Below are 12,699 nucleotides of genomic sequence, written 5' to 3' on the forward strand. Positions count from 1 at the left end.
AGCATGGTGCCGGTTTGAAGGGCACGGGCGAGAATTACCCCGCCAGAAACTCCCGCAGCAATGCGATTTCGTGCCATGTAGTCAGTGTGGGCGCATGACCGCAATCGTGCATGATCTCGAGCCTGGGCCTCGGGCCCCGGCGAGTCATCTCCTTCGCGACATTGACCGGCAGGACGTCGGAGTCCTCGCCGCGCAGCAGCAAGGTCCTGGCCTCTACGGCGTCGTAGGCGTCCCACACATCGAGGTCAGCTTTGTGATAAGTCAGTTGCGTGACGATCCGCGGATCGTAATGCACCGTGATGCGGCCTTCGTCGGTACGGCGATATGAGGTATCGGCCATACGCCGCCAGAATTCGTCGCTGTTCTTGCCAAAAGGAGCGTAATTCCTGCGCAGCCATGCCTCGAGTTCGCTAACGGTGTCATATACAGGCGGGTTACCCACATAGCTCGCGATGCGTCCGCTCCCCTCGGCGGGAATTTCCGGGCCGATGTCGTTGATGACGAGATGGGTCATGCGACCCTTGAGCCGATCGGCTGCAAGTGTCACACCAATCAGCCCACCCATCGAGGTTCCGACCCAGCGCATCTTGTCGATGCCGTAATGGTCGAAGACAGCGAGCGCAGTATCGCCGAAGGCTTGATAGGAGTAGTCGGCCTCCGGGTCGCTCGCCCAGCTTGAAAGGCCGCGGCCCAAGGTATCCGGGCAGATCACGAAATAGGTATCGGAGAGTGCCGAAGCGGCCTCGTCGAAATCCCGGCCCGTGCGCGCCAGCCCGTGCCACATGACGAGGGCCGGATTTTTAGGATCTCCCCATTCGGTGACATGTATCTCGAAGCCGGCGGCAGCGATATAGGCGGAACGCGGCGTGGTCATTTACGAGCACCTTTCCCATCAGCGAGCCGGTAATTCAGGGCAGAAAGAAATAGACGAGGGCAAAGAAGACTTCGGGGCCTGCTGCCGCATCCCGGCATGATGCCGAACCATTTCCTATACGTGCTGGCCGCCATTGATGTGGATTTCCGAACCGGTCACATAGGAGGATTGGTCGGAGCACAGGAAGAAGATTGTGTCGGCCACTTCGGAGGTCTGGCCGAGCCTTCTCAGAGGGATGGTTTCGACAAGCTTTTCGGTTCCCGGAGACAGGATCGATGTCTCGATCTCGCCCGGGGCGATGGCGTTGACCCGGATTCCGTATGGACCGAAATCGCCCGCCATCTCGCGAGTCAATGCGGCAAGCGCGGCTTTGGATGTCGCATAGGCCGTGCCTGCGAAGGGATGCACACGGCTGCCGACGATCGAGGTGACGTTGACAATGGAGCCCTTGGCGGTGGCCAGTTCCTTGAATAGCCCCCGTGCCAGCATGATCGGTGCGAAGAAATTGACCTGAAACACGTCGCGCCAGACATGCATCGGCGTCTCGATCGAGTTCATGCGTCCGCCGCCTTCGAGCTTGGGCGAGATCGCCGCATTGTTGACAAGCGCATTGAGTCTCCCGCCATTCGCTTCGAGCCTATGGCGGATTTCAGCAATTGCGATGCCGACGCCTTCCTGATCGGAAAGATCAAGCTGGATATGATCCTCCGGCCCCGCTGGCCAAGGACAATCCTCTGAAAAGGCCTGCCTGGAACAGGTAATGACCCGCCAGCCTTCACGCGAGAATCGTTTCACGGCGGCATGACCGATACCCCGGCTCGCTCCTGTCAGTACAAGGGTCTTTCTCTGGTCAGTATCTGTCGCCATAGGGCCTCCATGGGCTTCTATGTAGCCTATGGCTCGACGGATTGCGATAGAGGCCTCTCTCAGTTACCCAGGATGATATCGAGGATAGAGGTCTCGCGGCGCACGGTAGCGCCACCCACCTCGCCCGGAGGCACCGGCCGCCTTATCGAAGAGGTTTGCCCGACCTCCACCCGCGGCCGGGGCGTATCCGGGACAGCCTGGGAAGACCCCGCCGCATTGTCGTATCCCCCGGCGGCCGACGAAACCAGCGGCTCGGAAGGTCTTCGCTCGCGAATGTCATATTGCGGTACCGGGGTCCAGTTGCCCGGCAGATTGGCAATCGGAACGCCCTCATGGGCGGCTGCCATGAAATCGTGCCAGGCGATGGCTGGCAATCCGCCTCCGGTAATTCCCTTTGTGGGCTTGCCGCTGTCATTGCCGAACCAGACGCTGGTAACAAGTTTGGCGGTATAACCGACGAACCAGGCATCGCGCGAATCCTGTGTCGTGCCAGTCTTGCCGGCAGCGGGCCAGCCGAAATCGGCCTTGCGTGCCGTGCCTTCCTTTATTGCCCGTGACATCATCGCATTCATCATGCCGACGATTTCGGAATTGACGACACGCGGCATCCCCTGGTGCTCGTGCTCATAGAGCACCTTTCCGGATTCGGAGGTGATACGGCGGACGAGATGGGGTTCGGGACGATACCCGCCATTGGCGAGCGGGACATAAGCAGCGGTCAGTTCGAGTGGCGTCACTTCGGAAGTGCCGAGAGCGATCGATGCGTTTGCGTTCAGCTTGGATTCGATGCCCATGCGGTGCGCGACTTCGACGACATTCTTCGGGCCGGCCTCCATGACAAGCTGCGCCGCCACGGAATTCAAGGATCCGGCAAGAGCCTCCGACAGCGTAACCTGGCCGTGATATTTGCCGCCATAATTCTGGGGCGTCCATTTGCCGATCTTGATGGGTGCATCGTTACGGATGCTCTGCGGAGTGCGGCCCTGTTCCAGCGCTGCCAGAAAAACAAAAGGCTTGAAGGCCGAGCCCGGCTGGCGACGCGCACCCGATGCCCGGTCGAACTGGCTAGCCGCATAGTCATAGCCGCCCACAAGCGCCCGAATGGCTCCGGTCCCGTCCATCGAGACGAGCGCTCCCTGGCTGACATTCAGTGTCTTGCCGTTTTCGTCTATCAGGTTGCGTATCGTCTTTTCCGCGACCTGCTGCAATCGGAGATCGACGGTCGTCTCGACCGTAATGTCGGCCCGCACCTCGCCGATCAGTTCCGGTAGCTGCTCCATGATGCGATCGGCGACATAGTTTTCCGAGCCGCTCCAGTAGGATGGCGCCCGTATCGGCCGAACACTCATTGCAGTGGCCATTTCCTTGTCCGTTATCTTGCCTTGTTCCCGCATGGCAGCGAGCACCAGTTGGGCACGTTCCTCGGCAGCATGGGGATCGCGCGCCGGCGACAGGCGCGATGGCGCCTTGAGAAGACCGGCCAGCACCGCAGCTTCCGAAAGGGTGACTTCCCGCGCGGATTTGCCGAAATAGCGGCGCGAGGCCGCTTCCACGCCATAGGCACCGGAACCGAAATAGACCCGGTTCAAATACATTTCGAGAATCTGATCCTTCGTGTGCTCCTGCTCCAGCCACAGGGCCATCAGTACTTCCTGCACCTTGCGCTCGATGGTGCGGTCCGGTTCCAGGAAAAGGTTCTTCGCAAGCTGCTGCGTAAGCGTCGAGCCCCCCTGGGTGATCCGGCCGTCCATGATATTCTCCGCCATGGCGCGAGCGAGGCCGATCGGGTCGACACCGAAATGCGAATAGAACCTTCGATCCTCGATGGCGATGACGGCCTGCGGAATATAGGGCGACATCTCATGCAGACCGATAGCCTCGCCGCCAGTCATTCCACGATTGGCCAGAAGCTTGCCGTCAACCGACACGATACGGACGTTCGGAGGCCGATCCGGAACCGTCCAGGTGGTCGCGCTCGGCATTTTTGCGCCGTAATAGGCGACAATGCCGGCGACTACGATCACGGCCCACAAACCGAGGACAAAAGACCAATAAACGCCCTTGCGCAACAGCCCGAAGAAACCTCGCCTCTTGCCCCGGCCTGAGCGACGACGCTTTGACGAACGTCCCCCGGATCCGGATGCCTTGCGCGTTTTTCTGCCGCGAGAAGGCACGACACGATCTGCTTCACTGACTGACAATCCGCCTGCCCCCCCGCGCGCTCGCGGAGCGTCAAAGCTTGGCTCGATCCGTCTCGTCGGCTTTTTCCTTGCCATCCCGCAGCGATCCCCGTGCCTCGTGTCGGTGGTGCCGGTGAAGGCTAAATGCGGCGATTTAAGGGGTCGTTAAGAGACAAATTCGTGGAATCCTTGGAACCGCTGTACCCGATCACAAATTCGGTTCTTTTACGACTCCCAAGGGTTGTTACTTGAAACCGCGGAGCCGGACCACCATAAGATGGGAGAACATTTTGTGACGGAATTATGAACCATTTCAGGTTTGGGCAGCGTTTTAGCATCTGGACCGGTGTCGGTGCAGCCATAATCATAGTAGCGGCATTGGCTATGGCGGCCGCGCTGGGGCTGCGCAACACTTCCCTGGAAGATCATCCGCTTGAGATAGCCCAGGAAATAGCGCTCGTGGCTGCCGTAGTCGTATTTGCCTGGTCAGCCATCCACCAGCAATCGGCCGGCCGTATGGCGTCGATTGGCGCGGCGGTCGTTTCCGCCGTTTTCTATCTCCGGGAGTTGGAACTCCAGGTTGTCGGCCCGGTGACAGACTATCTGAATTCAGGCTCTTTCCGCTTGCACGAAGCAGCACTGGTGGTTCTCATTGCAGTTCCTTATATCGTCCTGCGCTGGCGGTTGATGCCGACACTGGTAGACTATGTACGCAGCCGCGATGTCTGGCCTTTTGCGACGGCAGCAATCCTTCTCATCATCGCGGATCGGCTCGACGGACATGGCTTCCTCTTCGGCATCCGCTCCCTGCCCATTTTCATCGAAGAATTGTTCGAGTTGCTTGCCTATTATCTGATGATGTGTGCGGGTATTCGTGTCCTTGTCACCGCCAGGAAAGCGGCTGACGAGAGCAGTGCCGCGGAGCCTTTAACGCGGCATTAGAGCGAGATGACCGCAGAATAGCGGGAACCGGGTCCGTCAGCTATGGGCGAAGATATCCTCTTCGTCCCAGCCCATCAGATCCAGCCTGGCTCGCGTCGGCAGGAACCTGAAGCAGGCTTCTGCCTCACGCAAGCGGCCGTCGCGCGCCAGACGACCGGCAAGTGCGTCGCGGAGCTTATGCAGGTAGAGAACGTCCGAAGCGGCATATTCCAGTTGCTCGGGCGAAAGTCTTTCAGCCGCCCAGTCCGAAGACTGCTGCTGTTTGGAAAGACTAATGTTCAGGAGTTCCGAACAGATGTCTTTTAGACCGTGCCGATCCGTATAGGTGCGCGTCAGCCTTGATGCGATCTTTGTGCAGAAGACCGGTTCCGCCATGACGCCAAAAGTCTTGTAAAGCACGGCGAGATCGAAGCGTCCGTAGTGAAAAAGCTTGGTGATGCGCCGATTCCTCAGGAGCTGGACGAGGTTCGGCGCCCGCTTCTGACCCGGCGCGATCTGAATTACGTCTGCCGTCCCATCCCCCGGCGAAAGCTGCACCACGCAGAGCCGGTCGCGATGCGGGTTGAGACCGAGGGTCTCGGTATCGATTGCCACGGCCTCGACATCATAGTGAGCAAGGTCCGGAAGGTCCTGCTTGTGAAAGCGGATCGTCATCGGCTTGCCTGCTTACTTCGCCAGTGCGTCGAGAATACGCACCCAGGACCTCTGCCCCTTGTGGAAGGATGCCAGATCATATTTCTCATTCGGCGAATGGACGCGATCATCCGGAAGACCAAAGCCCACAAGCAGCGATTCCATGCCGAGCATCTTTTGGAAATCGCCCACTATCGGGATCGATCCGCCCATGGCGGTCATGACGGCCGGGTTCGGCCATTCGTCCGTGAGCGCGGCTTGTGCCTTCGACAGAAAGGGCGAATCGTAGGCAAGCTGAATCGCCGGCGAACCGCCATGCTTTGCAAACTCGACCGAGCAGTCAGTTGGGATCCGTGCCTTGACGAATTCGCGGAAGGCGGCCCGGATCTTGTCGGGATCCTGGCTGTGAACGAGGCGGAAGGAGACCTTTGCCGAAGCCTCCGCCGCAATCACGGTCTTGAAGCCCTTTCCGGTATAGCCTCCGCTGATGCCATTGAATTCCGCGGTCGGCCTGGCCCAGACCAGTTCCAGAATGCTGCGGCCCTTTTCACCGGCAGGTTCGGAAAGACCGATTGGCCCAAGAAATTTTTCAGGAGTCAGCCCCAACGTCTCCCAGGATTTCAGGATTTGGCTCGGGGTCTCCTCCACGCCGTCATAGAAGCCGGGGATGGTCACGCGGCCGTTTTCGTCGTGAATATCGGCGAGGATTCTGGCCAGGATACGGATCGGGTTTGCCGCCGCGCCGCCGAACTCGCCGGAATGCAAATCCCGATTGGCGGCCTTGACCGTCACCTCCTCGCCGACCAGCCCGCGCAGAGCGGTCGAGATGGCAGGGGTCGCCCGATCCCACATGCCGGTATCGCAAACGAGGGCGAAATCGGCCTTCAATTCCTCCGCATTTGCTTCGAGGAACGGCTTAAGGGAAGGAGAACCGGACTCCTCCTCACCCTCGAACAGGATTGTCACCTTGCAGGGGAGCTTGCCATGCACGGCTTTATAGGCGCGGCAGGCCTCGACAAAGGTCATGAGCTGGCCCTTGTCATCGGCAGAGCCGCGGCCGCAGATCACCTTGTGACCATCCCGCTCTGCGAGCGCCGGGGCAAACGGATCCGCATCCCACAGATCAAGCGGATCGACCGGCTGCACGTCGTAATGCCCATAGAAGAGGATATGAGGACCGTCACCATCGTGATGGGCAACCACCATCGGATGACCTTGGGTATCGCGAACACTCGCTTCAAAGCCTATGGACCTGAGGTCCTCCACAAGCCATTCCGCCGCCTTACGGCACTCGTCAGCAAAGGCCGGGTCGGTCGAGATGGACTTCAAACGCAGGAGCGTGAAGAGCCGTTCGAGACTTTGATCAAGGGACTTGTCGAGATGATCGAGGACCGGTGCAAGCTCAGGCATGACGAAAACCGTTTTGGTAATGATTCTGGAGCGCGACAGTAGAATCTTTCGGGCGACAAAGGAAAGCCAAGATCCACAGCGCAAAAGGGAATAAGCCTCCGGATGCCCCATGGCCGAAACAAAAAGGGAAAAGGGGCTGTGACGGCCCCTTTTCTCGTCTTTCAGACGATCCCTCAGAACGGACAGCTATTGTCCGACATGAAATCGTGAACCTTGATCTCACCGGCGATGATGGCGGCCTTGGCTTTTTCGACCGCGGCTTTCATCTCGTCCGTGACCAGTCCCTCATTGTGTTCGTCGAGCGCGTAGCCGACGCCGTCCTCGGCAAGGCCCAGATTGTTGATCCCGTAGGTGAATTTGCCGTTCTGGGCGTCCATGAAGGCACTGTAGACGGCGACATCGACGCGCTTGACCATCGAGGTCAAGACATTGCCGGGGTGCAGGTAGTTCTGGTTCGAATCGACGCCTATGCCAAGCTTGCCGGCATCGGCCACTGCCTGCAGCACGCCGACGCCCGTGCCGCCGGCAGCGTGATAGACGACGTCGGCGCCCTGGTCCATCTGCGTCTTGGCGATTTCGCCACCCTTGGTCGGATCGTTCCATGCCGCCGGCGTGTCGCCGGTATAGTTGCGGATGACCTTGGCATCCGGATCGGTCTCCTTGACGCCCTGGACATAGCCGCACTCGAACTTGCCGATCAGCGGAACCTGCATGCCGCCGACAAAGCCAATCGTTCCGGTCTTGGAGGCCATGGCCGCGAGCAAACCGACCAGATAGGAGCCTTCCTGCTCCTTGAAGACGATGGAGCGCACATTCGGCTTGTCGACGACCATGTCGATGACCGCGAAATCAGTATCGGGATATTCGTCCGCCACTTTCTGAAGAGGAGCCTCCCATGCAAAACCGACGACCATGATCGGTCCCCGGCCATCCTCTGCAAAGCGGCGAAGCGCCTGCTCGCGCTGCGCTTCATTGGAGATCTCGAACTCGACATATTCTACGCCGGTCTCGGTCTTGAACTTCTCGGCCCCGTTATAGGCGGCCTCGTTGAATGATTTGTCGAACTTGCCGCCCATGTCGTAGATGATGGCCGGGCTCACTTCGGCACTGTGAGCCGATAGGGACATTGCGGTTGCGGCCAGGAGGCCAAGGATAATGCGCTTCATCGGATCCACACCCTGTCGGTTTGCTTTATCGAACCGTTCCGCGCATCCGACACCTTGCCGGCGGACGTGCGGCCCGCGGCAGGAGTAGTACCTCTCCCACTCTCTTTTACTTTTGCATGCCGTCAGTCAAAATTCACCTGGAATCTTGGCCCCCAGAGAACCGGCATCAGCGCGTTTCCGCTGCCGCAACCGCCTTTCTGTCGTCACCGGGAATGGCGCATTCCACGCCGGTCCCCTGGAGACCGCAATAACCGAACGGATTCTTCGACAGATATTGCTGGTGCTCGGCTTCCGCGAAATAGAATACCGGTGCAGGCTTTATTTCAGTGGTGATGCGACCGCGACCCGCACGGGTAAGCGCCTGCTGATAGGCATCACGCGAAGCTTCGGCCTCGGCAAGTTGTTCATCAGTCGTGGTGTATATTGCCGAACGATACGTCGTGCCGACATCGTTGCCTTGGCGCATTCCTTGAGTAGGGTCATGACTTTCCCAGAACAGCCTGAGCAGTTCCGCATAGGAAACCGCCTTGGGATCGTAGACCACCATCACAATCTCGGCATGGCCTGTCAAACCGGTCGTGGTTTCCTGATAGGTAGGATTGGGAGTATGGCCCCCGGCATAGCCGACAGCGGTCAACCAAACGCCCTCGGTCTGCCAAAAAAGCCGCTCGGCGCCCCAGAAGCAGCCCATTCCGAAATAGGCTTTTTCGGATCCTGCGGGATACGGTCCTTTCAACAAGCGGCCCGAGACATGATGGGTCGCTGCGGTCGGGATAGGCTGGTCACGCCCGCGCAACGCTTCCGATTCCGCTGGCATTCTTAGTTTCTTGTTCATGATGTCGCTGAGGAAGAACATGCGTCTCCTCCTTTCTTGTTGGACGTTCACGCGCTCCTGACGAAGTCGCCTCCGAGTCGTTGCGGGCGCCTGCCGATGGCGTAAAGGGCCAGCGCCAGAACGGCGAACACGATAAAGCCGGGCAGGGCCAATATCGTGATCAGCGCCGGGTCCCACAGACCGGACAGTCCGAGGCCCTCCAGCCATTCTCGCGCTGCTTCGAAGGTTTTCGGCGAAGCCGAATGCCAACTTTCGCCAAGCGGCGTCAGGACGAGGGCCGACGTCGCAATGGTTCTCGTCGCATCGACAACGGCCATGACAACGGCGAGTGCAAGTGCGACGGTCGCCAAGGCGCGAAACAGGAAGCGGATCATTCGATCCCCGATAAACTGGTAGTCCTATCAAAGATAGGTCTAGCTATGAGGCTTGACAATTGATGTGCGGATTTTGTCGGCATAATAGGAGAACAGTGCCCCGAACTCTTGTATGCAAAGCGACTGTCGTCAATACCATTGGCAATTCGGGAAAAGTCGTCTCAACGGCTTGGCATTCCGCTGCAATTCGACTAGATGAGCCACGCGCATGATGCCGCCTTTCAGCGGCACGGCATGGAGAGGTGGCCGAGTGGTTGAAGGCGCACGCCTGGAACGCGTGTATACGGGAAACCGTATCGAGGGTTCGAATCCCTCTCTCTCCGCCACTATCATATTACGAACTCCCCACATCCCGATCTGAGCACCGAAATTCCTTTTGATTTCAAAGGGGGTTAGCAACGTCGACCGAACCTCAGAGACTGCCCGAGCGCCGATTTTCGGTCTCTGGACAACCTTTGTCTCAAACCATGCGAACCTCGGTCGTTTCGGTTCGGATGATAAAGATCGCACGAATACAATGCGTTGGCGTTTCGGAACTACGCCCGGGTTGCAACGGGTGCCGCCGCCAACTGACTCGATCTAAGTCACCCACGGTGGACGTTTTCGAGCGTGATACCGCGCAATCTGGCGGACCAATCTGGTCAACAATATCCGGACCTGGCTATGCTGTTCCGAGGTTCGGCGCACGAAGCAAATCCGAGATTTGCCGCAGGAGTTCCAGGTCCGACTTCGCGGTGTTCGAGCCTTCGAGATCGAGTTCGTCGTGGTCTCGAGCATTCTCGGCCAGCCTGGCCTGCAGTCGTTCAAGATGTTGGTCGATCTCGGATGCCAGGAAAATCTCTCTCACTGCTGAAACGAACGCCGGCAGGTGACGCGCGAACTCGGATCGGTCCTTCGCAGCCGCCATGAAATGTAGCAGCTTTTCTCCGATCAGGTAGTCGAAGGCAGCCTTGTCGCCATAACGCGTCTTGATCGTTCGCGCCGCTTCACACTGCTTCTTCCAGATGTTCTCGAACGAATCCAACGCTCTACTCCTGTTCCCGCGCCGAAAAGCTGCGGATTATCGCCCCGTGCCGTCATGCAGCCATTCCGCCAGTTTCGACCAGCGGCGGCGACCCGAGACATTCTTCACGGCAATGGCGACGGCCTTCTTCTGTCCGACCAGGACAACCAGCTTCTTGCCACGGGTTACACCGGTATACAGCAGGTTCCGCTGCAGCATTGCATAATGCTGGGTTATCACCGGGATGACCACGGCTGGGTATTCCGAACCCTGGGCCTTGTGGATCGTTGCCGCATAGGCCGGCACGATGGTGTCGAGCTCTCCGAAATCGAAGGTCACCGCACGGCCATCGAAGTCGATCGCCACCTCACCCTCGTCGAGATCGACGCTCTCGATCATGCCGATATCGCCGTTGTAGACTTCCTTGTCATAGTCGTTCTCGATCTGCATGACCTTGTCGCCGGGCGCAAAGGTCCAACCGAAGCGCTCGACCTTCTGCTCGCCGGCCGGGTTGAGGGCTGCCTGTAGCTCGATGTTGAGCGAGCGAGCACCGACGACACCACGGTTCATCGGGCACAACACCTGAATATCCCTGATCGGGTCGAAGCCGAAGCGTCGCGGAATGCGATGTCGAACCAGCTCAACGATGCGCGGCACCGCCTGTTCGGGATCCGCAGCCGGCACGAAATAGAAGTCGGACTCGCCGTCCGGAGGAAGAAGGTCTGGCAGCCGCCCCTCATTGATCTGGTGGGCACTGGTGATGATCCTGCTTTGGGCGGCCTGGCGGAACACCTCTGTCAGCCGCACGACGGTAACCGCGCCGGAGCCGATGATGTCGGCAAGCACCTGGCCCGGTCCGACCGATGGCAGTTGGTCGATGTCGCCCACGATCAGCAAGGCGGCCGAATCGGGCACGGCCTTGAGGAGGGACTGCATCAGCGAGACATCCACCATTGAACTTTCATCGATGACGAGCAGATCGCAGTCGAGCGGGTTTTCGTCATTTCGCTTGAAGCCGAAGGCCTTGGGGTCGAATTCCAGCAGGCGGTGGATGGTTCGGGCTTCCCTACCGGTCGCTTCGGACATGCGCTTGGCGGCACGGCCGGTCGGCGCGCAGAGCAGAAGCCTTGTGCCCTTTGCCGCCAGAATGCGCAGGATCGAATTGACGATCGTGGTCTTGCCGACACCGGGACCACCGGTAATGACCAGGACTTTCGAGGCCAGCGCCAGCTTGATCGCCTTCGCCTGGCTGGCGGCGAGTGTGAGGCCGGTCTTCTGTTCGACCCAAGGCAATGCACGATCAGCATCAATCTCGGGCCACGGCTGTGATCCGCGGCCCAACCGCTTCAAGTTCTCGGCGATGGCGCGCTCGGCCATGTAGAGACCGGCCAGGAACAGACAATCGGTGTCGCCAACCCGGTCGGCAGTGACCGTTCCCTCCTCGAGTTCGAGCCGCATGGCGCATTCGATGAGCTCGGCTGGAACCTCCAGCAGCTTCTCGGCAAGTTCCGTCAGTGTGCCTCGTGGCAATCCGCAATGGCCGTCGCTCATCGCCTCGGTCAGCGCGAAGGAAATGCCGGCGCGCACTCGGATCATGGCGGTCTTTTCGATGCCGAGCTTTTCCGCGATGAGATCGGCCGTGCGGAAACCTATACCCCGAATATCCTTGGCCAGCCGATACGGGTTCTCGCTCATCACCTGCACGGCGTCAGCGCCATAGGTCTTGAAGATCCTCACCGCCCGCGCCGTGCCCACCCCATGTTGGTGCAGGAAGACCATGATCTCCCGGATGACCTTCTGGTCGGCCCAGCCGGAGATGATCCTGGTCGCCCGGACGGGGCCGATCCCTTCTACCTCGCGCAGGCGCTCAGGGCTTGCTTCGATAATGTCGAACACATCCGTGCCGAACTGTTTGACAAGGCGCTTGGCATAGACCGGCCCAATGCCGCGGATCATGCCCGAGCCGAGATACTTCTCGATGCCTTCAACGGTGGATGGGGCCGAGGTCTTGAGAAAATGCGCCTTGAATTGCAAGCCGTGATTGCGGTCGTTGATCCAGACTCCGGAGGCGGTGATCCATTCTCCGGCCGAGATCGTCGCGGCGTGCCCTACCGTCGTTATCAGGTCCCGCTGGCCGCGTGCCTTGACGCGCAGGACGCAGAAGCCGTTGTCGGGGTTATGGAATGTAACGCGCTCGACGAGCCCCGCGAGTATTTCGCGCTCCTGATCCTGATGTTGATGTTTCATGGCAACATCAGATCATGCAGCCGGTTGTGTGATCGGCCCCCACGGACGGGTCCAATTTGATTGTTAGTGCAATGATGGTCGCGGCGCCAGCGCGGGCGGCATTGCTGGTTGGGGTTGCAGGGCCGCCCGCGCGAATGCCGGGATGAAGACCTCGGGTGCCGGCGGCTT

11 protein-coding genes and 1 tRNA gene are annotated in these 12,699 nt (G+C 59.4%); 2 read left to right on the forward strand and 10 right to left on the reverse strand.

The window, feature by feature from the left end:
- Positions 1–34: 34 nt before the first annotated feature.
- The 3 genes from L598_RS17720 to L598_RS17730 all read right to left on the reverse strand — a co-directional run bounded on the left by L598_RS17720 (position 35) and on the right by L598_RS17730 (position 4,017).
- Positions 35–874 carry an alpha/beta hydrolase gene (locus tag L598_RS17720; RefSeq protein ID WP_144864716.1) on the reverse strand — a complete coding sequence of 280 codons (840 nt, stop codon included), beginning with the start codon at positions 872–874 and terminating at the stop codon, positions 35–37.
- Positions 875–988: 114 nt separating this feature from the next.
- A complete protein-coding gene (locus L598_RS17725; RefSeq protein ID WP_144864718.1) occupies positions 989–1,741 on the reverse strand; it encodes an SDR family oxidoreductase in 753 nt (250 codons plus the stop codon).
- A 59-nt stretch (positions 1,742–1,800) separates the two neighbouring features.
- Positions 1,801–4,017, reverse strand: coding sequence for a transglycosylase domain-containing protein (locus tag L598_RS17730; protein ID WP_144864720.1), 2,217 nt, complete (start codon positions 4,015–4,017; stop codon positions 1,801–1,803).
- A 207-nt stretch (positions 4,018–4,224) separates the two neighbouring features.
- Here L598_RS17730 and L598_RS17735 point away from each other — a divergent pair, with 207 nt between their 5' ends.
- The gene (locus tag L598_RS17735) at positions 4,225–4,863 is read left to right on the forward strand and encodes a hypothetical protein (protein WP_144864721.1); all 639 of its coding nucleotides are present in this window, start codon (positions 4,225–4,227) and stop codon (positions 4,861–4,863) included.
- A gap of 36 nt (positions 4,864–4,899) precedes the next feature.
- On the opposite strand, the gene L598_RS17740 is transcribed toward L598_RS17735, so the two are convergent.
- The 5 genes from L598_RS17740 to L598_RS17760 form a co-directional block, all read right to left on the reverse strand.
- A complete protein-coding gene (locus L598_RS17740; protein WP_144864723.1) occupies positions 4,900–5,517 on the reverse strand; it encodes a ribonuclease D in 618 nt (205 codons plus the stop codon).
- 12 nt (positions 5,518–5,529) lie between these two features.
- Complete coding sequence (locus L598_RS17745; protein WP_144864725.1) at positions 5,530–6,906, reverse strand: M20/M25/M40 family metallo-hydrolase; 1,377 nt, start codon at positions 6,904–6,906, stop codon at positions 5,530–5,532.
- A gap of 173 nt (positions 6,907–7,079) precedes the next feature.
- A complete protein-coding gene (locus L598_RS17750) occupies positions 7,080–8,072 on the reverse strand; it encodes a BMP family ABC transporter substrate-binding protein (protein WP_144864727.1) in 993 nt (330 codons plus the stop codon).
- 166 nt (positions 8,073–8,238) lie between these two features.
- Positions 8,239–8,928 carry a peptide-methionine (S)-S-oxide reductase MsrA gene (msrA, locus tag L598_RS17755; RefSeq protein ID WP_144864729.1) on the reverse strand — a complete coding sequence of 230 codons (690 nt, stop codon included), beginning with the start codon at positions 8,926–8,928 and terminating at the stop codon, positions 8,239–8,241.
- Positions 8,929–8,954: 26 nt separating this feature from the next.
- A complete protein-coding gene (locus tag L598_RS17760; protein ID WP_144864731.1) occupies positions 8,955–9,281 on the reverse strand; it encodes a hypothetical protein in 327 nt (108 codons plus the stop codon).
- Positions 9,282–9,517: 236 nt separating this feature from the next.
- On the opposite strand from L598_RS17760, the gene L598_RS17765 reads away from it, so the two are divergent.
- A tRNA-Ser gene (locus L598_RS17765) sits at positions 9,518–9,607 on the forward strand.
- 335 nt (positions 9,608–9,942) lie between these two features.
- On the opposite strand, the gene L598_RS17770 is transcribed toward L598_RS17765, so the two are convergent.
- Both L598_RS17770 and L598_RS17775 read right to left on the reverse strand, forming a co-directional pair.
- Positions 9,943–10,305 carry a hypothetical protein gene (locus tag L598_RS17770; protein WP_113439484.1) on the reverse strand — a complete coding sequence of 121 codons (363 nt, stop codon included), beginning with the start codon at positions 10,303–10,305 and terminating at the stop codon, positions 9,943–9,945.
- A gap of 36 nt (positions 10,306–10,341) precedes the next feature.
- Positions 10,342–12,531, reverse strand: a complete 2,190-nt coding sequence (locus L598_RS17775) for an ATP-dependent RecD-like DNA helicase (RefSeq protein ID WP_144864732.1) — start codon at positions 12,529–12,531, stop codon at positions 10,342–10,344.
- Between the last annotated feature and the right edge of the window lie 168 nt (positions 12,532–12,699).

This window comes from Mesorhizobium sp. J18 (genome assembly GCF_007829525.1).
Taxonomy (GTDB): Bacteria; Pseudomonadota; Alphaproteobacteria; order Rhizobiales; family Rhizobiaceae; genus VLJP01.